The organism is Halopiger aswanensis (assembly GCF_003610195.1).
In the GTDB taxonomy this organism is placed as follows: domain Archaea; phylum Halobacteriota; class Halobacteria; order Halobacteriales; family Natrialbaceae; genus Halopiger; species Halopiger aswanensis.
On the sequence record NZ_RAPO01000004.1, the window covers coordinates 409,659 to 433,575 of the forward strand.

Genomic DNA, 23,917 nt, shown 5'->3' on the forward strand with positions numbered 1-23,917 from the left:
AACACGGATGAGAAATGCCAGCGACTAGCTTACACGATCGGTTTCGAGACGTCGCCTTCACGACGGCCGTCCCGTTCACCGAGGACCGGACGGCCGTTCGCGACGACGCGCTCGCGGACAACGTCTCGCGGCTGTACGAGGCGGGCGCACGGCTGTTCATCCCGTGCGGGAATACCGGCGAGTACTACGCACTGACCGACGACGAGCGGGTCGACGTCGTCGAGACCCACGTCGCGGCGACCGGCGATGAGGCGACGATCGTCGGCGGCGCTGCGGGGAACGTTCCCGAAGTGACCGCCCTCGCGAACGCCTACGAAGATGCCGGCGCCGACGCGGTCATGGTGATGCACCCCGATCACACGTACGCGCACGAGTCGGGGCTCCTCGAGTACTACGACCGGATCTGTGATGTAACCGATCTCGGGGTCGTTATCTACAAGCGTGGCCCCGAACTCACCCGAGACGTGCTCGTCGAACTGAGCGAGCGCGAGGAGGTCGTCGCGATTAAGTTCGCCGTCGACGATCTCAAGGAGTTCTCCCAGACCGTCGACGACGCCGACGGCGACGTGACGTGGCTCAACGGCATCGCCGAACGGTACGCTCTCTCGTTCGCGATCGAGGGCGCCGAGGGGTATACGACCGGCGTCGGCAACTTCGTTCCCGAGGTGACGCTCGAACTCTACGACGCGATCGAAGCCGAGGAGTGGGACCGCGCCCGCGACCTCCAACAGCTGTTGCGCCCGCTCGAGGACATCCGGGAGGAATCCGGGACCGAAAACGACCTCGCGGCGGCGAACAACGTCCCCGTCGTCAAGTACGGGATGGACCTGGCGGGCTACGAGGGCGGCCCCGTTCGCCGCCCGCTCGTCGAACTCGCCGCCGACGACAAGGCTCGCGTCGAGGACCAGTACGCGACAATCGACGCGACTGAGCTGCACTAATCGGCTCTCTCGGACGCAGCGTCCTCGCATAACCCGTCGTCCTCGAAACCCGTCGTGCTCGAGACGACGTCCTTCTCACGGGTCGAAATTCGCCTATTTCTTCCCACATCCCGACTAAATATTCCCCTGTAGGGAACAAATTCGCCGGAGCAATGCGGGACGTCCATCGCTCGCGGTCACTCGATCCAACCGAAACGTCGCTCGAGCGCTCGCTTACTGGTCGTGATTGTCATTCATTCACACGCATTTGTTCCCGTACGGCGAATCAATGCTGTGGGGGCTGGGAACGAGCAATTATGGCCATTTGGCGGATGGAATCGGTGAACGATCGCTCCAAACGGGTCGGTTCTATCGGTTTTTCCAGCAATATCTTACGTCCGTACGACTGTAACGTTCGCTGGTCGGGAACAGTCGATCGACACCCGCGCTATCGTGGTGTTGTGATGGCGGTCTATCAGTAGCATCGCCGTCGACGAATGTCGTCAGCGGACCCGTCTCGGCAATCACAGAGCCGAATCTTTTTCACGATTACCGACGAGTCCACGTCGTATGACGCTGCAGATCACGGTCTGGAACGAGAACGTCCACGAGCAGGAGAGCGAGGACGTCGCCGAACGGTACCCGAACGGTATCCACGGCGCCATCGCCGACGCCCTCGAGGCCGAGGGTCGAACCGTCCGAACGGCGACGCTGCAGGAACCGGAACACGGACTCACCGTAGACGTCCTCGCCGAAACCGACGTCCTCGTCTGGTGGTCCCACTGCGCGAACGACGAAGTCAGCGACGAGGTCGCCCAGCGCGTCGTCGACCGCGTCCACGAGGGTATGGGGTTCGTCCCCGTCCACTCCGGGAAGAACTCGAAGCCGTTCAAGCAACTGATGGGGACGACCTGTAACATCAAGTACCGCCACGGCGGCGAGACGGAGCGGCTCTGGGTCGCCGACCCCGGGCACCCGATCGCCGACGGGCTCCCCGAATCGTTCGAGGTGCCGTCGACGGAGATGTACGGCGAACCCTACGACGTTCCGGAGCCCGACAGAACCGTCTTCATTTCGTGGTTCGAGGGCGGCGAGGTGTTCCGCTCGGGCATCTGTTATCGACGCGGCCGCGGGCGCATCTTCGCGTTTCGGCCCGGCCACGAGGAGTATCCGATCTTCTACCAGGACGAGATTCGGCAGGTACTCGACAACGCCGTCGACTGGGCTGCTCCGACCGAGGGAAGCGACGCAGTGTGGGGCGAGGTCGAACCGATCGAGGAACTCGACGGCGGGCACTGACCCGCGTCGACCCACTCGCTGAACGTCCCCAGTTCGGGCCTGCGCGACTGGATCGACCAGTGGGCCCTCGCTGTCGAGGACCCGAACGCCAGTCCGCCGTAGCGAATCGACGCGGAACGAACGACCGCGGCTGCGGCGTAGCGACTACTGATTGGTCGCGGCGAGGGTGAGCGACTGCCGCTCACCGCTCGCCGACGCTGCCGTCCGCTCGGTGACCGGGCGAGCGATCGAAGCCGAGGTTCGTTCCGGCACGGTCGCGGACACGTTCCTCGTCGATTTCGACGCCGAGACCCGGTCCGTCGGGAAGCTCGAGATAGCCGTCGGTCGGCTCGAAAATCTCGTCGTTTTTGACGTACGCCAGCGCGTCCGCATCGTCGAGGATCACCTGCTCTTGGATCAACGCGTTCGGCGCAGCCGCGTCGACGTGCAGCGACGCCGCCAGCGCCACCGGGCCGATCGGGCAGTGCGGCGCGATCGAGGCGTCGTACGTTTCGGCCGCGTCGGCGATCTTTTTCGTCTCGGTGATGCCGCCCGCGCTCGAGACGTCGGGCTGGACGATATCGACGGCGTCCGCCTCGAGGAGCGGCCGGAAGTCCCACCGCGTGTAGAGCCGTTCGCCCGTCGCGATCGGAACCGTCGTCGCCTCGGCGACCCGCTCGAGTTCTCGGTCCTGCTCCGGCGTCACCGGTTCCTCGATGAACATCGGATCGAACGCCTCGAGCGCCGTCGCTAGCCGGCGAGCCATCGCCTTCGAGGCGCGGCCGTGGAAATCGAGCGCGACGTCGACGTCGGGGCCGACCGCATCGCGAACCGCGCCGACGATCTCGCGTGCTCGCTCGACGGTCGCAGGTGTGTCGACCGGCTCGAGGCCGTCCGTCGGCACGAGTTTGACGGCGTCGTAGCCGGCCTCGACGTGCTCTCGAGCCTCTTCGGCTGCGGCGGCCGCCGGGTCGGACACGTCCTCGCCGTGGGCCCTGACGTGGTGATAGAGCCGAATCCGGTCCCTGGCCGCGCCGCCGAGGAGGTCGTAGACCGGCATCCCGGCTGCTTTCCCCTTCAGGTCCCACAGCGCTTCGTCGATGCCGGCGATGGCGCTCATGTGGACCGGGCCGCCCCGGTAGAAGCTGCTCCGGTACATCGCCTGCCAGAGATACTCGATGCGGCTGGGATCCTCCCCGAGGACGTACTGGTACATCAGCTGGTCGACCGCGTTCCGCGTCGCCGGTTCGCTGTCGCCCGCGAAGTGCCACTTGGTGTAGACCTCGCCCCAGCCGACGCGACCGTCGCTCGTCTCGAGTTTGAGGAACTGCCACCGCGGCGGCACCGCGAAGAGCTCGTAATCGGTTACGCGCATTCGACCGGTGATGGGACCGGTCGGCCCTTGAACGTACCGCCGTCGGTATGTCGGCCGTGAAACATAACCGAAAATGTAAGTACGTGCTGATCGCACTGTTTCATCGTAACACATGAGCATGAAGTTCGGAATTTTCCCCGTCGAGGGCGGACAGTCGTGGGACGGCGTCGTCGAGCACTGTCAGCTCGCCGAAGACGTCGGCTTCGAGTCCTGCTGGGTCAACGACCATCAGGCGACCGAAGGCGAGAACTACTGGCCCTCGCCGCTAACGCGGCTGACCAGCATCGGTACCGGCACCGAAGAGCTCGAGCTGGTTACGTCGGTGTTGATCCTGCCGCTGTACCACCCGTTGCACGTGGCACAGCGAGCGGCGATGCTCGACAACATCTCCAACGGGCGACTCACGCTGGGCGTCGGTCTCGGTTACGTCGAGGAGGAGTTCGAGGCGTTCGACGTTCCAATGGACGAGCGTGCTGGGCGAATGATCGAGGGATTGCGCTTCCTCGATGAATTCCTCTCGTCGGACCAACCTATTACCTTCGAGTGTCCGTTCTTCTCGGTGGAGGACTGGCAGCCGCTCCCGCCGACGGTCCAGCAACCCCGTCCGGATCTCTGGGTCGGCGGCTGGGGCGACAAACAGATCGCCCGCTCGGTGAAGTTCAGCGACGCCTGGGTGCCAGGCGTCGTCGCCGACCTCGGCATCGTCGAAGATCGAAAGGAACAGCAGCGCGAGCACATCGCAGACACCGACCAGAGCTGGGAGGAAATCGAACACCCGCTGATGCGCGAGGCGGTCATCGCCGAAACCGAGGAAGAAGTGATGGAACGCAAGGAGTACGTCCACCGGACCTACATCGACGAGTACGGCGGCGAGTTCTCGCATCCGCTGATGACGGCCGATTCCGTCGAAGACTTCGAGGAACTTGCTGACGACCGGTTCATCTACGGGACGCCCGAACAGATCGTCGAGCAAATCACGTCGATCCAAGAGCGGTTCCCGCTGGACCACCTCGCGCTCCGCTTCCATCACTCGGGTATGCCGAAGGACCTCGTCGAGGATCAGATCCGGCTGTTCGGCGAGGAAGTTATCCCCGAGTTCGAGTAGCGACGAGGGCCTTTGCCGGTTATCACTTACAGCCTGGCGTCGACGAACGGCCACACGGCATCCGGATAGAACCGGTGGACGCCCGAGGCGACGGTCAGGTCGCACGCATCGACCGCGTCGGCCGCCGCGTAGATCTCCGTCAGTTCGTCGAACGCCCGTCTCGTTCCCTCGACGGGAAAAATCGGATCCTCGTCGCCGGTGACGACCGCGAGCGGCCGCGGGGCGATCGCGCCCGCAACGTCCCACATCTCGCCGACGCGGCGGATCCCGGGGACGTAGTTACACTCGCAGTGGTCGATGGCGACGATCGACGCGTCGAACGTACAGAAGTACGAGTTCAGCGCAACCGGTGCCAATCGATCGTCGAGCGCCGCGGCGAACATGGCGGCCGCGGCTCCGCCGGAGTGGCCGACGATACCGATCCGCTCGGCGTCCAGCACCGATCGGCGTTCGACGAACTCGAGCAACTGCAGGATATCCCAGACTCGTTCGCCGGCCAGCGTCCGCCCGAACAGTTGTGCGACCTTCTGCAGTCGGGTACACGATCGGTAGCCGTCGGCGTCGGGTTCCGGCCCGGCGAGGTCGCCGAACGCGCGCATATCCGGTGCAAGGGCCGCGTAGCCCCTGTCCACCGCTTGGCGTGCAAAATCCCGCCGCTCCTCGGCGATCTCGGGTCGATCCGCGGGGATCTCGCCGACGGTGAGCGCCCGCCCGTCCTCGCAGTGGCCGTGAATCGCGAGCACGACCGGATACGGCGGCTCGCTCGCCTCGGGAAGCAGAAGGTCAAATGGAACGCGAAAGTCGGGTTCCGTCCGGATCTGCCACGTCTGGCGCTCGTACCCGTCTTTCGTTTCGGTTGTGAGACGTTCCGGAGCGGGGTCGGACGATCCGGTCGCCCGAATCGCGGGGAGGCCGAGTACCGACGCCAATTCTTTCTGGATAGCGTCTTGCCAGGCCGCAAACGCGACGCCGGTTTGCCCCTCGTAACCGTACTCGCGCGTCGTCCCTCCGTTGAGTCGCTCGAGGTACTGTTTCATCTCGTGGGACGCTGTCATTCTGTGCCACCACAATGATGCCGATTCACTTACCCGTTGTCCCAACGGCCGTCTACGGACGGTATCGTGCCGAAGCGATCGATTCAGCGACGACCGGAACGATCCACGGAGGCGATGGGTTTTTACCAGTTGCGCCATATTTACAGTTTATGCCGTTGTCAGCCGACCAGGTACGGGACCGACTCCGCGGTGTAGCCGTTGGCCTGCTCACACCCTTTGACGACGATCTCGAGATCGAACACGAGAAGCTGGCCGAGAACGCACGGACACTCTATGATGAAGGCGTTCAGACCTTCCTCGCGACTGCGAACATCAGCGAGTATCACTCCCTCTCGACGAACGAACGCGTCGCCGTCGCGGAGACGAGCGTCGACGCACTCCCCGATGACGCCTGCGTCCTCGCCGGCGTCGGCGGGAGCACGAGCCACGCGCAGGAACTGATTCGCGCCTACGACGACGTCGGCGTCGACGCGATGATGATCATGCCGCCGGATCACACGTACATCCACGAGCAGGGGCTGCTCGAGTACTATCGCGAACTCGATTCGGCGACGGACACGCCGCTGGTGCCGTACGTGCGGGGCTTCGATCCGTCCGTCGACTACCTCGCCGGACTGACGCGCGTCGACGGCGTCGTCGGGATCAAGTACGCGCTCGAGGATCCCGTCAAACTCGGCGCGGGCATCAACGCCGGCGCGGACGACGTGGTCTGGGTCGACGGGCTGGCGGAGCCGTTCGCCGTCTCGTTTTGGGCTGAAGGTGCCGAAGGGTTCTCCGCCGGTGTGAGCAACTTCCGGCCCGAAATCGGGCTCGAGTTGTACGAGGCGCTTTCGGACGGCGACTGGGAGCGCGCCCGAAAACTGCGAGATATCTGCCTTCCCTATCAGAACTTCCGCGGCGAAACCGGCCAGGACAACGAGATTCCGGGTGCGATCAGCGTCTCGGCGGTCAAGAAGGGGCTCGAGCTCGCCGGGCTCAACGCCGGCGGCGGCGCCGTCCGCGAACCGATCCGTCCGCTTTCGGCCGAGGAAGAACGCCGTGCGGAGGACCTCTACCGGCAACTCGAGGACGACATCGAGTCGCTCATCGAGTGATCCCGTAGACGCAGCGACGCAGTCGTCTCCCGACCCGGACTGCTGTCATGAGACGTGTGTCGCGGGTCCGACAGATTCGGTGCTATCGGATCAGAACCGGTGGGGTCGGACGCCGTCGGGTTGGTGTCGGGGTGGCGTCGGCACCGCTGCTCGACGGGCCCGGACGTCGATACCTACCAGTGAGTAGCTATTTGGTGATCCGTTGAAACCTGTTTCTATGGAACTCACGAAACACGACGGCATTCTACTCGTGTACAATCTCGGCGTCACGATCACTACGGGCTACGTCGTCCAGCAGTTGGACGTTACATCGCGACCCGAACTCATCCTCAGCGCCTTCGTTATCGCGCTTGTGTGGACAATCTACTTCAAGTTCGCCATGGTTGAGCGGATCGCGGACCACCCGCGATTCGCGGGCGAGGAGGACGACGCCGCGACGGGATCGTCGGGCTAACTGCCAATCCCAGCGACCGCTCCTCGAGACGGCTCGAGTCGACGGCCGACCAGCCATATTTAGTGGCTCCGTCGTTGTACTCGGACGCAATGACCGACCAAGACGATCCCTCGGGGCGGGCCCGACCCGGCAGCGAACAGCTGTACGACGCGCTGGTCGACGCCGGGATCGACCTGCTCGTGGGCTTGCCCGGAACGCAGACGCTCCCCCTGGATCGCACCGTCGAACGCCGCGACGACATCCGGTACGTGATGGCTCGCCACGAGACCGCGATTCCGCACGTCGCGTGGGGGTACTACGAGGCCGGCGGCGGCGTCGCGGCGACGCTGACCGTGCCGGGTCCCGGCGACACGAACGCGATGCACGGTCTGAAAAACGCGCTCGAGGATCGCGTCCCGCTGGTGCACGTCGCCGCGGACGCCGACCCCGAAGATCGCGGCAAGGGGCCGATCCACGAGATCGAACCAGACACGTTCGACAACGTCGTCAAGGAGAACATCTCGATCGAGCGGCCGCTCGAGTTCCACCGGGCGGTCCGCTCGGGGATCGAAACCGCGCTGACGCCGCCGCGGGGCCCGGTTCGGCTCGGCGTCCCGAAGTCGCTGCTCAAGGGTGAGTTTCGCTCGCCACGAGTAACTGTCGACCCGCCCGTAAGCCGGTTCGAGGGCGATGCCGAGTATCGGACTGCAGCGCGGCTGCTCGCCGAGGCGGAGCGACCGGTCGTCTACCTCGGCGTCGGCGCTCGCCGCACGTGCGACCCGGTCGCGGTCCGCGACCTCGTCGAGCGGCTGAACGCGCCCGTCGTCGCCTCCTACAAGGGCAAAGGCGTCTTCCCGGAGGACGACCCGCGCTGGCTCGGCGTCACCGGCAGCCACCTCCCCGCGGGCGCGAGACGCACGCTCGAGGCGGCGGACGTCGTCCTCGCGCTCGGCGCCCGCTTCGACGGCGTGACGACCGACCACTGGTCGATCTCCTTCGGCGAGACCCTCGTGCACGCCTCCGCCGATCCGGCGTGGATCGACAACGCTTACGAGGCTGACGTGGCGATAGTCGAGGACGCCGGGACTGCCGTCGAGCGGATTCGCGACGGGCTCGAGTCCAGGTCCGAGTCCGACTCCCCCGCTGCGGACGCGGACGACGGCTGGGATGGCCGGAAGATCGGTGACCGGGTCCAATCGGAGTACGAAGTGCACCTCCGCGATCGCAGCCTCCTCGCGGACGAAGAACCGGTCGCGACGGCGGGTGTGCTCCGAACCCTCCGGGAGGCGCTCCCTCGAGAGACCGTCGTGACGACCGATATCGGCGGCTTCCGGCTGTGGGCCAAGCAGAACTTCGCGGCCTACGAGCCGGAGGGCTACATTTCCGCCGGCTCGTGGGCGGGGATGGGCGTCGGGGTACCCGCCGCGATCGGTGCGAAGTTCGCCCAACCGGATCGGGCGGTCGTCGCGCTGACCGGCGACGGCGGCGCCATGATGTGTCTGCAGGAACTGCACACGGCGGCCGCCGACGATCTCGACGTGCTCGTGATCTGCTTCAACAACGCGGACTACGGCATCATCAGCAAATCCCCCGAGATCGATCAGTACACCGAGGGCCACCGGTTCGACTGGTCCTCGCCCGATTTCCCCGCGATCGCGGAAGGGTTCGGCTGTCGCGGCCGGACCGTTCGGACGCTTGCTGGTCTCGAGGAGGCGGTCGACGACGCGTTGTCGCGGGACGGGCCGGAACTGATCGACGTCCGCGTCGATCAGGACGAGCCGACGGCCGGGGCTGCCGCCGAATACGACTCCGAGCTGCCGATTCGAGACGGGTAGAACCTTTCCCGTCGCGCCGGCGACACAACGTTTATGTCCGTACTCCGGGATATCCGGACGATGGCAGTGCCTGACACGGATCGGTTCGATATCCGCGAGTACGGCGCGATCAGCGACTCGGACGATCCCAACACCGACGCGATTCAGACGGCGCTCGACGAGTGCGCCGAGACTGGCGGGACCGTGTACGTTCCGGCCGGCACGTTCCGCACAGGTCCGCTTCGGATCGGCGACCGGACGACCCTCCATTTGGATCCGGGAGCGACGCTGACGTTCGTCGGCGACTACGACGCGTTCCCCACGATCGAAAGCCGCTGGGAAGGGTGGAACCAGCACGGCTTCCACCCCTGCTTGTGGGTTACTGACGCCGAAAATGTCGAGGTCAGCGGTCGCGGAACGATCGACGGCAACGGCCAGTACTGGTGGCAGTTCTACGGTGCTGACGACGACGAGCTCCCCGAGGGGCTGCGCGAGCGTCTCGCGGAGTTCAACGAGAAAAACGACAAGGCGGACGACGTCAGCTCCTTCACGCTCCGTCCGCCGCTGTTCCAGATTTCCGAGTCCGAGAACGTCACCGTCTCCGGCGTCACCCTCCAAAACTCGCCGTTCTGGAACACCCACGTCGTCTACTCCGAGAACGTCACGATCACCGACGTCAACGTCCTCAATCCCGCGGAGGGCGCGCCCAACGGGGACGGGATCGACATCGACTCCTCGCGGTACGTCCGGATCAGCGACGCGTACATCAACGCCGGCGACGACGCGATCTGCATCAAGTCGGGCAAGAACGCCGAGGGCCGCGAGCTCGGCGAGCCGGCCTCGCAGATCACCGTCACGAACTGCACCGTCGAGGCCGGCCACGGCGGCGTCGTCATCGGCAGCGAGATGTCCGGCGACGTTCGCGACGTCGCGGTCACCAACTGCACCTTTACCGATACCGACCGCGGCGTCCGGATCAAGACCCAGCGCGACCGCGGCGGCGTCGTCGAGGACCTCCGGTTCGACAACATCGTCATGCGGCGGATCGCCTCCCCGTTCACCATCAACGGCTACTACTTCACGCCGTTAGACAGCGAGCCCGAACCGGTCGACGAGGGGACGCCGATGGTCCGCAACGTGACATTCAGCAACATCACCGCCCGCAACGTCGAGACGGCCGGCTTCTTCGCCGGCCTCCCCGAGCAGTACTTCGAGGGCATCGAGTTCGATAACGTGCGGATCGACGCAACGCGGCCGCTCGACGCGACCGATCTCGACCCCGCGATGGCGTCGGGCTACGAGCAGACCCACGGGCTGTTCTGCAAGTCCATCGCCGACATCTCGTTCAACGACGTTCGCATCCGGACCGCCGACGGCCCGGCGATGCGGTTCGTCGACACCGAGTCGGTCACCGTCGACGGCCTCCAAGTTCCGGACGACCAGGCGGCGCCGATCATCGATCTCGAGAACGTCGATCGAACCCGCATTCGCGGCTGCGCGCCCGACGGCGAGTCGCCGTTCGTGCGGGCGACCCGCGAGACCGAGACGATCGAACTCGCGGGTAACTTCGGCGACCTGGCCGACGACGTCGAAATCGAAGCCGAGAGCGACGCGACGCTCGAGTCATTCTGATCACGACGCTACGTTCGAAGAATCGGTCGGTCGCACCGGGATACTCGCCGGTTGGATATCGAATGTCGCGTATCAGGTGTGCTCCTGCAGCTCCCGCACCTCGTCGACGTCGACCGGTCGACCGAGATCGGCCGACGCGTACGCTGCGAGGACAACTTCCACAGCCTTGCGGGCGTCCCGCCCGCTCACGATCGGCTCCCTGTCCTCTCTGATCGCCTCGAGGAAGTCTCGTACCTGCCCCTCGAGACCCGTTCCGGTCGGCGGCTCGATTAGATCCGGCTCGACTTCCTCGTCCTCGAGGACGAAGACACCGGAGTTGTACGACCCCTCGGTTCCGTTTAGTTCGACACGGTCCTCGCCGCCTTGGACGGCGGTCGTCGCCTCGATGACGCCGCGGGCGCCGTTTTCGAACTCGAGGGAGACGACCGCGAGGTCCTCGCACTCCATCTCGTGGGCGATCGTGTCCGTCTCGGCGGAGACGCGCTCGATGCCGCCGGTCAGCCAGTCGAGCAGGTCGACGAAGTGGATCGCCTGCTGGATGAGGACGCCGCCGTCGAGGTCCCGCTGCCCGTGCCAGTGGTCGTCGTAGTAGCTCTGGGGGCGGTGCCACTTGACGCTCGTATCGGCGAGGATCAGGTCGCCGAATCGTCCCTCCTCGACCCACCGGCGGGCGGTCCACCGCTCCGGCGTGAACCGCCGCTGGAAGATTCCGCCGAGCCGAACGTCGTTGCGATCGGCCGCTTCGATCATTCGATCGACGCGGTCGATGTACACGTCCAGCGGCTTCTCGCAGAGCACGTGGAGTCCGGCCTCGGCGGCGTCGACCCCCATCTCGGCGTGCGTTCCCGACGGCGTGCAGATGCTGACGGCGTCTAACTCCTCGGTTTCGAACATCTCTCGATGATCGGTGTAGCCGGTCGCGTCGAACTCGTCAGTGAACTCCGCGATCGATTCCTCGCTGCGCGCCGTGCCGGCGACGACTTCTGCCCCGTCGATCGACTCGACGGCCGCCGCGTGGTTGCTCCCGAATCCCGTCGCTCCGACGATACCGTACCTGAGCATACGAGAACCAACAGTTCGCTCGCACTTCAATTTTCGTCGGCGCGATCGGATTGCGGCGCTTGACTCGGACGGCGGTGCCTCGAGCGATGTGGCCTCGGGCGACAGCGGATCGCGGACACGCGAGGTCAAGTTTTATTCCGCCGGCCGTGCCATATGTCCGCATGGAGTCGTTCGAGTCCGAGGACGGACACGTCATCGTCCGTCTCGACCGCGGCGATCTCGCACTGGAATCGATCGAACGTGCCTGCGACGAACACGACGTCGACACCGGCGCCGTCGTCACCGGCATCGGCACCTTCAGCACCCTGAACATCCACTACGTCGACCGCACGGATCTGCCCGACGACCAGGCCGACCGGAACGTCGACCTGCAACTCGAGGGCGCTTGGGAGGTCACGGACATCAACGGGGTGATCGCTGACGGCGAGCCGCACCTCCACGTGACCGCGTTCGACGGCGAGCGCACGGTCGGCGGCCACCTCGAGGACGGCTGCGAGATCAACGTACTCGGCGAGGTGACGATCCGGAAGATCGACGGGCTCGAGTTGGAACGTCGACCCGGCGAGCGGAACGTTTCGCAGCTTCGGCGCCGGCAGTAAGGGACCGAAACGCGACCGCTTAGTGGAACGTCACGCAGACGTTCTCCATGTCGTCGTTGTACTGCGCGATGTTGATCAGCAGCGGCGTCAGCGCCTCGACTTCGGTGGCGTTGGTGAGCGGTCCGACGTCGAGCGGGCGGAGGCCGCGGATCGAGTCCGCGACCGTCGCGACCGTCTCCTTGGCCCCCTCGTCGTCGCCGAGCAACAGCGTATCCGTGTCGATCTCCACGTCCAGATCGGCGAGTCGTTCGCCCGACAGATTCGTGAACGCGCCGACGACGGGAACGTCGTCCGGCGCCGTTTCGTCGATCATTTCGATGACGCTCCCCACCGACGGCGGGTGGTAGTGGAGGCCGTCCTCGTCGCGTTGCATGCCGACCGCTGGACTGACGAGTATCGTTTCGTCGTCGAGCCCTGGTGCGATAGTTTCGATGGTCTCTTCGGCGTAGTAGGGCGGAACCGAGAGTACGACGACGTCCGCGTCCGCCGCGGCGTCGACGTTTTCGGCCGCCCCGAGTTGCGGGTCGACGCCGCGGTCGCGCAACCGGGATCGGTACTGCTCGGCTGCCTCGCTGGCCTTCCGCTCGTCTCGCGACCCGATCGTCAGCGGGTAGTCCGCATCGCGTCCCAGCCGCAGCGCGAGCGCTTCGCCGATCTCGCCGGTACCGCCGAGCAGTGCGATCTCCGTCGTGGTAGCGTTGGTCGTCATCGGTGGATTGTCAGTCGTTATCGTAGTGGAATTCGGTCCAGGGACCGTCCGTGAGCGGGTACTGTTCGATCACGTCTTCGTTCAGTTCGACGCCGAGACCGGGCTCGTCGGACACCGACAGCACGCCGTCGGTGACGTCGGGCTGTCCCTCGATCAGGTCGAACGCGAGATCGAACGGATACATTCCGGGATCCACCTCGGTGTCGAACAGCGGGTCGTCCTCGAAGACGGGGTACTCCACGAGCGTGGCTTCGGGCGCGGCCGCGACGAGGTGTGCGTTCGCGGCGAGGCCGATCCACGTCCCGAAGTTGTGCGGGACGAACTCGAGGTCGTCCCGGCCCGCGCAGAGCGCGACGGCCTCCCGGCAGCCGGTAAAGCCCTCGTGGTGGCGGACGTCGCCCTGAAGGAAGTCAACGGCGCCGGTTTCGCCGAGCGCGACCAGTCCCGCGGCCGACTCCTCGCTCTCGCCGCCCGCGAGCGGCGCATCTGTTGCAGCGAGGTCGACGTACCCCTCGTGGTCGTCCGGCTCGACGGGTTCCTCGATCCAGTAGGCGTCGTGGTCGGCAGCGTGGACGACCAGATCGCGGACCGTCTCGCGGTCGTAGCCCTCGCGGAGCTTCCACCAGGTGTGAACGTCGAGCATGAGTTCGATGTCGTCCACGCTCGCGGCGAGTTGCGCGACGGTTTCGCGGTCGCCCTCGGGACCGATCCCGGGGCGGTACTTGTAGCCGAAAAAGCCCAGCTCCTCGAGGACCTGTGCCTGCTCGACGTAGCCGTCCGGCTCCATGTACATCCCCGCGCTGGCGTACAGATCGAGTTCGGTCGTCGGCGCCGCGTCGGCGTCGAACTCGTCCGCGAGCAGTTCGTAGACCGGCGCGCCGCGCCGCTTCCCTTCGATGTCGTACAGCGCGACGTCGATCGCCGAGATCGCCTCGATCAGATCGCCGTCGGGAACGTTGCTCCCGCGGAGCAAGTCGTGGGCGTCGGGGATCGCGTCGATGGTTTCGCCCTCGAGGGCGTCGGCGACGGGCCCCTCGACGACGTCGGCGAACGTTCCCTGCGAGTCGCCCTCGAAGTACTCGGTCATGGCCGAACTGCTCGCGCCGGCCGTCGCGATTCCCCGGAGGCCGTCTCTCGTTTCGACGACGACTAACACGACGTCCCGCTTCCGGAGTCGTCGGACGCCGCCGTGGAACGGCCGCTCCTGTACCGGATCGATCGGCGACGAGAGGGCGTAGCCTCTCACTGCTGTAATCTCCATACCGGAGCTAACTACATCTATCAGTATAAATCATGCGAGCACCGTCAAGAATCGTCCTGATCTACGAGCGCAGCGGGCGGGACTGCCTACGAGAATTTGGTGTTGAGTTCGATGACGTTCGCAGCACGCTGGACGTAGTCCGAGAGTTCCCCATGGAGTCGCTCGTCGGTAAACCGGCTCGAGGGGCCGGAGACACTGATGGCACCCAGGACCTTCTCGCCTTTCCTGACGGGCGCGGCGACGCAGCGCAGGCCGTTGATGTTCTCCTCGTCGTCGATGCCGTAGCCGCGGTCGCGAATCGCCTCGAGGTCCTCGAAGAACTCCTCCGGCGTCGTGATCGTGTTGCGCGTCTGCGCGACGAACTCGGTTTCTGCGACGATTTCTTCGACGCGTTCCCGGGGGAGGTACGCACAGATCGTCTTCCCGAGCGAGGTCGAGTAGATCGGTTGCTGGGTGCCGACGCTCGAGGCGGTTTCGACCGCGCTGTCGCCAGCCGCCTTACAGAGGTACGACACTCGGTTGTGTTCCTCGATACCGAACTGCGCGATCTCGCCGGTGTCCGCCGCGAGCGTCTCGACTTCGCTTCGAATGACCTCGTAGTTCCCGACCTGCTCGCGAACGTGCTGTGCCATCCCGAGGATCTGGAGACTGAGGCGATACTGGCCGTCTTCTCGGACGACGATCTCGAGTTCCTCGAGCGTTCCTAGGTGGCTGTGGACCGTACTCTTGGAGTGTCCGAGCTCGTTTGCGATCTCTGTGACGCCGGCGCCGTTCTTCCGCTGTAGCGTATCGATGATGCTGAACGCTATCTGCACCGAGCGGATCGTCCGACCTGTTTCCCGTTGTGATTCCATATCTTAATAATTGATTCTATCCTAATAAAATTGTTCCCGCTACGGGAACTACGGCTACGAGTGAACATAACGGAGGTCCGGGAGCGGTGACGCGCTGCTGGGACGTACGCGCCGATATCGAATCAGGTGACGGCGATCCGGATGAGCCAGTACGGTTCGCGAGAAAAGAATCCGTGAGTATTTGATCACCGTCGGCGCCTTCGAGCGCTACCCGACGACATTACACAGGGTGTCCCGGTTCTCGATACGGTTTCGTCTCCGAACGGGTGCTTCGATTTCATCCCAACGGGTAGTAGACCCTACTAGAGGCAGTTGGATTACGGATGCATGATAGTAAAGTACCTGGGTCTACACCGGCTATCGGGAACCGGTCCGTGATACAAGCGTCGGCGATTCCTTCCTGTCCCAATTCGTTCGTTGGTCCGGATAGCACCGGGAATTAATTCGGAAAACCGGTGCGAATCCGCTGCGGCAGACCGATTCGATCGGACGTGCGTTCGGGAGGAACGAATGATACCCAGACGCTCGTAGGTGTGAAATGAACTTACTATAACATTTCTTTCATTTGTGTCTCTAAAATTCCCCGAGATACGCAATTAGCACTGCGTGCATTCTTTTTCCTCCGTTTGATCGACGAACCCGTTTGTCCCTTGAGAATTCTCGTCATGTTCGTTATATGGTTGTGTTACGTTCTCTCGCGCTGTTTCACGCATCTCGGGGATAATCCCCGCCGTTGCTAGCGACCAATTATATTATAATCGTACTACTGTAAATACAATTACAGCAGTACGCTTGTAACGATTAGCGAAGGGGGAACAGACCGACAGTAAAATTTTCAGTTCGGATTCCGATTCGAAACACGGTCGGTGAGACGGGGAACAGGAGAACAACCGGAGTTCCGCGACCGAACTGTGAATTACGACTTTAGTGTGGCCGTTCAGCGACGCTACCGCTTTGTCCGACCGACGATCAATGGGCTCGAGCGTTATCCGGTCGACTCGGGCGTCAACGCTCCGGGTTTGCCGAGCGTCTTGAGGGGGATCGTCGTCGATCACTGGCGACGACGATCGACTGCCGATCGGGCGAGTTTCCGTGTCTCCAGTCCTACGGGTTCGCCGGCCTTGGCGGACTCGTTGATCGCCTCGACGAGTTCGACAGCTTCGCGCGCCTCGGTCCCCCCGTGAGGTACTCGGCGTCGACGACCGGACTACAAGAACCGAGCCGTCAACCGGCGGTCGCGTAGCCTCTGGATACGCGGTCGGCCGCTCCGTCCGCCGTCCCGCTTTTCTCGCTGAACCGACCCTCGGCTCTCCGCACCGTTGGACCGTTCCGCGCGGACTCCGACGCGACTAATTCGTCGTCGAGAACTTCGTCGTCGAGAACTTCGGCGGCGCCGGGCGTTCGGTCGGGACTGGAACGGGACACCGCTCGATTTCCGTCGCCACGTATTTCTAAGTAGTTGTAACAATGATCACGGGTATGACGACGGACGACGATTTACCGGTAACACTCGACAGCTTTCGCGACCCCCCTGCGAGCGAGTACGGCAACGTTCCGTTCTGGTGGTGGGACGGCGATCGACTGAGCGAGGAGCGGATAACCGATCAGCTCGAGACGCTAAAGGAGCGTGGGGTCGAGGCGGTCTGTTTCGAGCAGAAGTTCCCCCACGGACCGCCGCAGGGGCCGCAGACGCCGTACTTCACGGAGGAGTGGTGGGAGTACATGGAACACGCGGTCAGCGAGTGCGATCGCCTCGGGATGTCGCTGTGGATCCACGATCTGACCTACCACCACAGTCCGCCGAACTGGAAGCGGTACTGGCAGTCGTATCTCGAGGACGAAATCGACGAGCACCCCGAGTTCCAAGGACATGTCCTCGATCGTGCTGGCCAGGAGGTCGAACCCGGCGAGACTGCGACGCTCGAGCTCCCGGAAGAGTTCATGCCGGTTTCGGTCGCCGCGTATCCGGTTGCGGACGACGGGACGCTGTCGATCGACGAAGCCGTCGAACTCGACGTCGACGCGGCGCGCAAGTCGGACCGGGAGCGGACCGTGGAGTGGACTGCACCCGACGGCGACGATCGAGAGTGGCACGTCGCTGCTGTCGGTTACCGGCCGGAGGGACTGTGTCGGACGACCCGGGATGTCGTCGATCGAATTATCGAACTCCACTATGAGGAGTACGTCGACCGGCTCGGCGACGCCCTAGGCGACCCGATCGTTGGGACGTTCCAGGACGAGCTGTACATCCTCCGGGGAACGATACCCTGCGACGCTCGACTCCTCGCTCGCTACCGAGCCGAGTGGGGCGAGGAACCGACGTCGCAGCTGATCGCGCTGTTCGAGGACTGCGGTCCCGAAACTCGGGCGATCCGCGCGCGGTACCACGACGTCGTCGTAACAATGCTTGAGGAGAACTGGTTCCAACCGCTCTACGAGTGGCACGAGCGCCGGGGACTTCGGTTCGCCCATGACAACTGGGGGCGCAACGATCTCACCGAGCACGCCTCCGAGTACGGCGATTACGTCCGGACGATGCGGTGGTTCCAGGAGCCCGGGTACGACGACGGCGGCGCCTTTGATGGCGTCGGCACGCGCAACTTCTTTGATGGCAAGCTGGCGGCGTCGATCGCGGCCTGTTACAACCGCGATCGGGTCTGGGGCGAGTTGCTGCACACTACGGGCTGGGGCTTTCCGCTCGACCTCCACTTCGCGGCGATCGCAGAAAACGCCTGCTACGGGCTCAATCGGTACAACAAACACGGGCTCTACTACGCGACCCTCGGCGGCTGGTACGAGCATGCGCCGCCGGATACGCACTTCCGCCAGCCCTACTGGGAGCAGGCCGACGCGTTCAACGACGCCGTCACACGGCTCATGTACCTGTGCAGCCGGGGCGATCCCGTTGTCGATATCGCGATGCTGTACCCGATCACGTCCGTCCAGTCGCATCGACTGGCTGGCGACGAGCCGGACGTCGACGGGCCAGGTGGACACCACCGGGTCGAGTTCGAATCCGAGGCGGACACGATCGACCAGCGGACGCGCGAAATCGCCGAGCGGATCTACACCGACGTCGCGGACCTTCTCTTCGTCGATCCCGAGACGATCGACGACGGCGGCGTCTCTGACGGCCGGCTCACGTTCGCCGGTCAGGAGGCCGAGGCGTTCGTCATCGGTCCGACCACCACTGTCCGGCGAAGCGTCCTCGAGACGGCCGCGGAACTCGTCGAGGACGGCGGTGTCGTCGTCTCGATCGGCCGCCTTCCGACGGCGACCGTCGAGGGCGGGGCAGATGACCAACGCCTCGAGCCGCTGCTCGAGCGGATATTCGGCGACGGACTCCAGCGTTGGCGAGACGGCGCTGACGAGGCTCCAATCGTCGTGGAGCGCGAGGGTGGCGGCGTCGGGATCCTCGCTGCCGACGTCACGTTGGACGGTTCGAGTTCGACCTACGAGGTCGCGGATGATCTCACCTCCGTTCTCGACCGGCACGTCGATCGGGACGTCCGCACGTCGGCGGACGTGTACCACACCCACCGTCGGGCCGGCGACCGAGATATCTACCTCCTGTTGAACACCCGCGACGAGTCACGGACCGAGCGGATCGATCTTCGAGCGACCGGACGGATCGAGCGGTGGGACGTGCAATCCGGCGACGTCGAGCCGATCTTCCCCGTCGAACGGGCCGACGGGTACGCGTCGCTCGAGCTCGAGTTCGCCCCCCACGAGTTCCACCTGCTCGTCGTCGACGACGAGCGGGATGTCGACGCGGTCGTCGCGGACACGTCGCTGACTACTGTCGAGCGGGTCGATACCGACGCAACGGACGACGACCGGGTCGTCGTCGAGGGACGGACCGCGAACTCGGGGCGCGACGACGCGACGCTCGTCGTGGACGGCCGGCGCTACGCCGGCGCGAGCGACCCCGCGACGGTTCCCGATACAATCCCGCTCGAGGAGGACTGGACGTTCGAAGTGGAGCCGACGCTGTCCAACGAGTGGGGCGATCACCGGTACCCCGCGAGCGACGAGACGATCGGCGTCGAAGTGCGCGAGTTCGAGCATCGGACCGAAGACAACGACGAAGACGGGCTCGAGGAGGGGTGGACCGATCCCGACCTCGAAACTGGAACGGCCGACTGGCGGAGGGTGCGCTGGTCGTACGGCCAGTACCTGTGGCGACGGATCGCCGACGCCGACGCGGCTGACGTGGCATCACCGGAAGCGGCCCCCGACGACTGGGAGCCGTACGAGTTCTCGACGCTGACCGGGAAGCCGGGTACGCACCCGGACGATCACGGCTTCGACGGGATCGTTTCCGACGATTTCCTCGTGGCGCCCGACGGCGCGGCACCGGTCCACTTCTGGACGACGGTCCGGGCGGCGGGCGAGGAGTCCGTCGTCTGCCACTACGGAACCGGAATCGAGGAGCTCCGTATCGACGGCGAACCGATCGCGGAGCTCGAACCTGACGGCGACACGCTCGAACTCGAGGTGTCGGGCGGGACCGTTCCCGTCCACGTCGTCGTGCAGCCGGGTACGGAAACCCACGTCGCCTTCGAGTCGCCGCCCGCCGAGGCCGCCGAGCGCGACATGTCGTACGTGCCGCGGCTTCGGTGGTTCAACGACGGCTCTGCGTCGGACGATGGCATTATCATCGATGCGCCGACGTATACCGACGACGACGCGCTCCCGTTCGACGCGCGACCGTGGGCGGACGATCGGGTGGACTGGTTCCGGTTCGAGGCACCAGTCGGAACGACCACGCTCACGCTACCGGTGTCAGGAGCCGTTCGCGTCTGGATCGACGGCGAGGAACAATCGATTCACGGCGATCGGGTCTCGCTCGAGACGCCGCTCTCGGCTCCGGCGGAGGTCGCCGTTCGCAGTGTCGATAATACGAACGCATACGGTGGCGCTCGGTGGACTGGCCCAGTTCGGGTCGACATGGAGACTACCCGCGTCGATACCGGCGACTGGTGCGAACTCGGATTACGCGACTATTCGGGCGTCGGCGTCTACCGGAAGACCGTCTCGACCCCTGAATTCGATTCCGACGACCGCGTCGTGCTTGATCTCGGCGATGTGGGCGTGTCCGCTGCCGTCCGCGTCGACGGCGAACCTGTCGGGACGGCCTTCGCCGCACCCTACGAGATCGACGTGACCGACGCCGCGAGTCCCGGCGACGTCGAGATCGAGATTCGGGTCGCGAACACGGTCGCCAACCACTTCGCCACGGAGACGCCGACGCGGTACGTGTACGAGGGACAGCGGCGTTCCGGCCTATTCGGTCCGGTCGAACTCCGCGTCGAACGCGGCGTCTCGATCGCTCTCGAGACGGGCGATTCGACGGATAGCTGACAGCGACGGCTCGTCCAGTTTTTCGTCCCCACAAGGGTTTAGAGGCCCGTCGAGACCGGCTTCCCGTCCTCGGTTTCGAAGACTAGGCTCAACGGGTTCCTCTTCCTCGAGGGGGTCCTCGACGTCGGTTTCGATTTCATCTTCCGCGTCGTCCGTGTCGGTCGCGTTTGCTTCGTCGTCGGCTTTGGTCCGGTCTCCGTTCCCGTCTCCAGTCGAGTCCCTAGTCTCGCCATCGTCGAAACAGCCGGATAGGGAGAGACCGAGCGCGGTTGCGAGTCCGAAGCTCTACCGGCGGCGTGAAAGCTCGAAATCCGTCACACCGGTTACGGCGGTCAGATCAATTATCAGTCCACCGGCTTCCAATCACCGCACACCGGAAGACGTGGCCGGTTCATCGTCGGTGCGATATGCATCCGGGCTCACGCCGTGGAACGGGTGCGCCGAGATCATCCCGTTCCCCTCGCGGACCGAATCTATATACTGCTGCGCACGTCATACAGCGCGTACGAATGTCTCCCGTGGATACGATCGAGCTCGATATACTCCTCGAGGCCGAACTCGCGAGTGAACTGAACCAGCTACGTGTTGCTCCCGTTCGATTGCGATCCGAGGACGCGCTGCTGTGCGTCCACAGCGGCCACTCGAACATCGATCCGGCGCCGGGTCACTTCACGTTCCCGACGGATACGCTGACGCTGACGCTCGTCGACGGGAACGGCGACGTACGCTGGCAACACGATGCAGGAGAGGGTGTCGTCCCCGGAAAGTGGTTCTGTCCCGTCTATCCGTTTGACCTCGACGGAGACGGCGTCGAGGAGATCTGGTACGTCGGAAACGAGGATCCCGACCACCCGCTTGATGCCGGTCACTACCAGCTCGAACGGGTAGACGCCGAAACCGGTGAGACGACCGGGACCTGGGACTGGCCGGTGCCACCGTACGAGCCGATGAGCATGGCCTACAGGAACTTCATCTTCGGCGGCCACGTCGACGGCGAACCGGTGCTCGGAACCGCCCAGGGAACCTACCGGACGATGAAGCTGCAGGGCTGGAATCCGGACCTGTCGCGGCGGTGGGAGCTGATGATCGACCGCGACGATCCCGGTGCTCGCGGCAGCCACATGTGTCCTGTGCTCGATCTAAACGACGACGGTGTCGACGAACTACTCTGGGGCGAACGCTGCGTCGAATTCGACGAAGGCCGGGAGCTGTGGTGTGCCGATCGGGACACCTGGTCGGGCCACTCTGACATCGTGCTTCCGACGCTCGATCACGAGGCTGACGAATGGTACACGTACACCTGCCGGGAATCGAACACCGACGAGCCGCCCCGGGTCGTCACCTACAACGCCGACGGCGAGCGCGTTTGGGCGGACCTCGAGGCGGGCCACATGCACACCGGCTGGACGGCCCGCGTCGGCGACGACGAGCGCGATCGGCTCGCAGTTGCGGGTGCGAACAAACACGCCGGCTACGACGAAATGTCCGAGTACGGCTGGGACCCGTTCACCGGCGCGGAGCGTGAGCTCGACTACCCAGTCTACTCCGCGCTCCCGGTGGATCTCGACGGCGACGGCGTCCACGAATTCGTCTACGAGATGTTCGACCGCGAGGGACGGGTCATCGACGCCGACGGGACCGAGCTGGATACCGTCGACGACACGGTCGTCCGGTGTTCGCCGTCGAAGCTTCTCGATCGGGCCGGCGAGCAGTTCGTGACGTACACCGATGACGGTCGCGTTCGTCTGTGGGGTGATCGAAACGCTGAGGACGGCGATGCGGCCCGGCGCCGCTACGAGCATCCCTACTACCGCAAAGCCCAGCGGCTCGGCGCGGTCGGCTACAACTGGCGGAACGTCGCCGGCCTGTAAGCCGTCCGCCGGTCCCCGTTGCGAAAATGTTCGGACGGGACCCGCGAGCGGTCAGTCGTCCGTGAGGACATCGGCACCCTCGAGGTCGTAGTCTCGGAAGTAGTCGCGTTCGATCTCGACCAGTTCGGCGAACAGCTCCCTGGCCTCGTCGCGCTGGATGGTCACGAGCGGCTCGTTGAGGAACGCCTGGAATGCCAGGTCCAGATCGCCGGCGTAGCCGGCTTCCACGAGCGTCTCCTGATTATCGACGGATTGCCTGACCATGCTGCGGACCTCGCGGGGGAAGTCGCCGGCGGTGATCGGTTTGACGCCGGCGCCGGTGATCATCGCGTTCGTCTCGACGACTGGGCCGGTCGGCAGATCGGAGATCTGGCCTTCGTTCGGGTAGTTGACGTGGGTCTTGATTGGTTCGATGCCGAGCAATGCGCGCATGATGTCGACGACCTCTTCGCCTGACTCCTGGAACTCGAAGGTGCCGTCCTCGTTGAGGTAGCGACTCATCTTCGCCGGACCCTCGCCGTCGGACCGCCGCGCGGAGCTGGGCGTCAGGCGGATTCCCCACCGTTGAATCTCCTCGGGTTCGTCGATGTCGAGGTACCACGGGACGAACTCCGCGAGGTGCCGGTCGCCCGCGGCACCGAACAGGCCGAACTTGTCGTACAGATCGAACGCGATCTGGTGATGGTTCGTCCAGTATCCTTCGTCGTCCAGGTCGCCGGGCTCGAAGCTCGGCAGGGGCTTTCGCTCCTCGAGTTCCTCGTCGAGGTACGGAAAGATGTCGCGGTCGTACCAGTAGGCCTCGTCGATCCAGGTGAAGTGATTGATCCCCTTGACGTTGACGTCGATCTCCTCGGCGTCGACGTCCTCGGCCTCGTCGACGTACTTCTCGACAATTCCGGCGAGGAACCGCTGAGTGCCGAAAACTTCGTGACAGAGACCGATGGCGTTGATATCGGGGTACTCCTCGTAGAGCGCTCGGGTGCAGACGGTCATCGGGTTCGTGTAGTTGACCACCCAGGCGTCGGGACACTGCTCGCGGACCGTCGCCGCGATCTCGCGGTACTGCGGGATCGCCCGCAGCGCCCGAACGGCCCCGCCCGGTCCGCAGGTGTCCGCGACCGTCTGGTAGATGCCGTACTCCTGGGGGACGTCGATGTCGTGGACGAACGTCTCCTCGGGCGGATCCTGAATCGAACAGATCACAAAATCTGCTCCCTTGAGCGCAGGTTCTATTTCCTGGTACGCTTCGAACGTCCAGTCGCCGGGTGCGTCGTCCCGCTCCACGAGGCGGTTGCCGAGTTCGGCATTTTTCGCGGCCGGTTCGTAGTTGACGTCGTAGAGCGCGACCGATCCCGAGACGTCCTCGCACTGCAGGAGGTCGTTGATAAGGGTGTGCGCCCATCCTTCGCTCCCGCCGCCGATGTAACCGATCTTCACGTTCGCGTTCGTCGCCGTTGACGACGGATCCGGTATCTCCTCGAGCGTATGCAT

General features: G+C 64.7%; 17 protein-coding genes. 10 read left to right on the forward strand and 7 right to left on the reverse strand.

The annotated features are described in order from the left end of the window. The first annotated feature begins 14 nt into the window (after positions 1-14). On the forward strand, positions 15-941 hold the full coding sequence (locus ATJ93_RS19685; RefSeq protein WP_120246357.1) for a dihydrodipicolinate synthase family protein: 927 nt from the start codon (positions 15-17) through the stop codon (positions 939-941). Between the two features lie 549 nt (positions 942-1,490). Then, on the forward strand, positions 1,491-2,219 hold the full coding sequence (locus ATJ93_RS19690) for a ThuA domain-containing protein (protein ID WP_120246358.1): 729 nt from the start codon (positions 1,491-1,493) through the stop codon (positions 2,217-2,219). 181 nt (positions 2,220-2,400) lie between these two features. Here the strand turns inward: ATJ93_RS19690 and dgoD are convergent, their stop codons facing one another. Beyond that, positions 2,401-3,573 (reverse strand): galactonate dehydratase, encoded by a 1,173-nt coding sequence (dgoD, locus tag ATJ93_RS19695; RefSeq protein WP_120246359.1) that lies wholly within the window; start codon positions 3,571-3,573, stop codon positions 2,401-2,403. A 118-nt stretch (positions 3,574-3,691) separates the two neighbouring features. On the opposite strand from dgoD, the gene ATJ93_RS19700 reads away from it, so the two are divergent. Next, the gene (locus tag ATJ93_RS19700; protein ID WP_120246514.1) at positions 3,692-4,678 is read left to right on the forward strand and encodes an LLM class flavin-dependent oxidoreductase; all 987 of its coding nucleotides are present in this window, start codon (positions 3,692-3,694) and stop codon (positions 4,676-4,678) included. Positions 4,679-4,704: 26 nt separating this feature from the next. Here ATJ93_RS19700 and ATJ93_RS19705 read toward each other — a convergent pair whose 3' ends face one another. Continuing rightward, the gene (locus ATJ93_RS19705; protein WP_120246360.1) at positions 4,705-5,733 is read right to left on the reverse strand and encodes an alpha/beta hydrolase family protein; all 1,029 of its coding nucleotides are present in this window, start codon (positions 5,731-5,733) and stop codon (positions 4,705-4,707) included. A gap of 149 nt (positions 5,734-5,882) precedes the next feature. Between ATJ93_RS19705 and ATJ93_RS19710 the strand changes: the two genes are divergently transcribed. From ATJ93_RS19710 to ATJ93_RS19725, 4 genes are all read left to right on the forward strand, one after another. Continuing rightward, positions 5,883-6,827 (forward strand): dihydrodipicolinate synthase family protein, encoded by a 945-nt coding sequence (locus ATJ93_RS19710; RefSeq protein ID WP_120246361.1) that lies wholly within the window; start codon positions 5,883-5,885, stop codon positions 6,825-6,827. 217 nt (positions 6,828-7,044) lie between these two features. Then, positions 7,045-7,281, forward strand: coding sequence for a hypothetical protein (locus ATJ93_RS19715; protein WP_120246362.1), 237 nt, complete (start codon positions 7,045-7,047; stop codon positions 7,279-7,281). Between the two features lie 89 nt (positions 7,282-7,370). After that, positions 7,371-9,095 carry a thiamine pyrophosphate-binding protein gene (locus ATJ93_RS19720; RefSeq protein WP_120246363.1) on the forward strand — a complete coding sequence of 575 codons (1,725 nt, stop codon included), beginning with the start codon at positions 7,371-7,373 and terminating at the stop codon, positions 9,093-9,095. A gap of 60 nt (positions 9,096-9,155) precedes the next feature. Further along, positions 9,156-10,706: a glycoside hydrolase family 28 protein gene (locus ATJ93_RS19725; RefSeq protein WP_120246515.1), complete on the forward strand. Its 1,551-nt coding sequence runs from the start codon at positions 9,156-9,158 to the stop codon at positions 10,704-10,706. 72 nt (positions 10,707-10,778) lie between these two features. Here ATJ93_RS19725 and ATJ93_RS19730 read toward each other — a convergent pair whose 3' ends face one another. Beyond that, positions 10,779-11,768: a Gfo/Idh/MocA family protein gene (locus ATJ93_RS19730; RefSeq protein WP_120246364.1), complete on the reverse strand. Its 990-nt coding sequence runs from the start codon at positions 11,766-11,768 to the stop codon at positions 10,779-10,781. A gap of 161 nt (positions 11,769-11,929) precedes the next feature. Between ATJ93_RS19730 and ATJ93_RS19735 the strand changes: the two genes are divergently transcribed. Then, positions 11,930-12,367 carry a PPC domain-containing DNA-binding protein gene (locus ATJ93_RS19735; protein WP_120246365.1) on the forward strand — a complete coding sequence of 146 codons (438 nt, stop codon included), beginning with the start codon at positions 11,930-11,932 and terminating at the stop codon, positions 12,365-12,367. Positions 12,368-12,386: 19 nt separating this feature from the next. Here the strand turns inward: ATJ93_RS19735 and npdG are convergent, their stop codons facing one another. From npdG to ATJ93_RS19750, 3 genes are all read right to left on the reverse strand, one after another. Continuing rightward, positions 12,387-13,076: an NADPH-dependent F420 reductase gene (gene npdG, locus ATJ93_RS19740; RefSeq protein WP_120246366.1), complete on the reverse strand. Its 690-nt coding sequence runs from the start codon at positions 13,074-13,076 to the stop codon at positions 12,387-12,389. 10 nt (positions 13,077-13,086) lie between these two features. Next, positions 13,087-14,337, reverse strand: coding sequence for a mandelate racemase/muconate lactonizing enzyme family protein (locus ATJ93_RS19745; protein WP_120246367.1), 1,251 nt, complete (start codon positions 14,335-14,337; stop codon positions 13,087-13,089). A gap of 86 nt (positions 14,338-14,423) precedes the next feature. Beyond that, the gene (locus tag ATJ93_RS19750; RefSeq protein WP_120246368.1) at positions 14,424-15,191 is read right to left on the reverse strand and encodes an IclR family transcriptional regulator; all 768 of its coding nucleotides are present in this window, start codon (positions 15,189-15,191) and stop codon (positions 14,424-14,426) included. Positions 15,192-16,670: 1,479 nt separating this feature from the next. On the opposite strand from ATJ93_RS19750, the gene ATJ93_RS19760 reads away from it, so the two are divergent. Both ATJ93_RS19760 and ATJ93_RS19765 read left to right on the forward strand, forming a co-directional pair. Next, positions 16,671-20,555: a glycosyl hydrolase gene (locus ATJ93_RS19760; RefSeq protein ID WP_170155613.1), complete on the forward strand. Its 3,885-nt coding sequence runs from the start codon at positions 16,671-16,673 to the stop codon at positions 20,553-20,555. 509 nt (positions 20,556-21,064) lie between these two features. After that, entirely contained in the window at positions 21,065-22,426 is a 1,362-nt protein-coding gene (locus ATJ93_RS19765; protein ID WP_147376664.1) for a hypothetical protein, read from the forward strand. A gap of 51 nt (positions 22,427-22,477) precedes the next feature. On the opposite strand, the gene ATJ93_RS19770 is transcribed toward ATJ93_RS19765, so the two are convergent. Continuing rightward, positions 22,478-23,917 carry a family 4 glycosyl hydrolase gene (locus ATJ93_RS19770; RefSeq protein ID WP_120246372.1) on the reverse strand — a complete coding sequence of 480 codons (1,440 nt, stop codon included), beginning with the start codon at positions 23,915-23,917 and terminating at the stop codon, positions 22,478-22,480.

Bases quoted from the DNA above. Each gene is read 5' to 3' on its own strand.
- ATJ93_RS19720 (WP_120246363.1), top strand. From the start codon at position 7,371: ATGACCGACCAAGACGATCCCTCGGGGCGGGCCCGACCCGGCAGCGAA.
- ATJ93_RS19690 (WP_120246358.1), top strand. From the start codon at position 1,491: ATGACGCTGCAGATCACGGTCTGGAACGAGAACGTCCACGAGCAGGAG.
- ATJ93_RS19730 (WP_120246364.1), bottom strand. From the start codon at position 11,768: ATGCTCAGGTACGGTATCGTCGGAGCGACGGGATTCGGGAGCAACCAC.
- ATJ93_RS19745 (WP_120246367.1), bottom strand. From the start codon at position 14,337: ATGGAGATTACAGCAGTGAGAGGCTACGCCCTCTCGTCGCCGATCGAT.
- ATJ93_RS19715 (WP_120246362.1), top strand. From the start codon at position 7,045: ATGGAACTCACGAAACACGACGGCATTCTACTCGTGTACAATCTCGGC.
- ATJ93_RS19710 (WP_120246361.1), top strand. From the start codon at position 5,883: ATGCCGTTGTCAGCCGACCAGGTACGGGACCGACTCCGCGGTGTAGCC.
- ATJ93_RS19700 (WP_120246514.1), top strand. From the start codon at position 3,692: ATGAAGTTCGGAATTTTCCCCGTCGAGGGCGGACAGTCGTGGGACGGC.
- ATJ93_RS19750 (WP_120246368.1), bottom strand. From the start codon at position 15,191: ATGGAATCACAACGGGAAACAGGTCGGACGATCCGCTCGGTGCAGATA.
- ATJ93_RS19770 (WP_120246372.1), bottom strand. From the start codon at position 23,917: ATGCATACGCTCGAGGAGATACCGGATCCGTCGTCAACGGCGACGAAC.
- npdG (WP_120246366.1), bottom strand. From the start codon at position 13,076: ATGACGACCAACGCTACCACGACGGAGATCGCACTGCTCGGCGGTACC.
- dgoD (WP_120246359.1), bottom strand. From the start codon at position 3,573: ATGCGCGTAACCGATTACGAGCTCTTCGCGGTGCCGCCGCGGTGGCAG.
- ATJ93_RS19735 (WP_120246365.1), top strand. From the start codon at position 11,930: ATGGAGTCGTTCGAGTCCGAGGACGGACACGTCATCGTCCGTCTCGAC.
- ATJ93_RS19765 (WP_147376664.1), top strand. From the start codon at position 21,065: ATGTCTCCCGTGGATACGATCGAGCTCGATATACTCCTCGAGGCCGAA.
- ATJ93_RS19685 (WP_120246357.1), top strand. From the start codon at position 15: ATGCCAGCGACTAGCTTACACGATCGGTTTCGAGACGTCGCCTTCACG.
- ATJ93_RS19760 (WP_170155613.1), top strand. From the start codon at position 16,671: ATGACGACGGACGACGATTTACCGGTAACACTCGACAGCTTTCGCGAC.
- ATJ93_RS19705 (WP_120246360.1), bottom strand. From the start codon at position 5,733: ATGACAGCGTCCCACGAGATGAAACAGTACCTCGAGCGACTCAACGGA.
- ATJ93_RS19725 (WP_120246515.1), top strand. From the start codon at position 9,156: ATGGCAGTGCCTGACACGGATCGGTTCGATATCCGCGAGTACGGCGCG.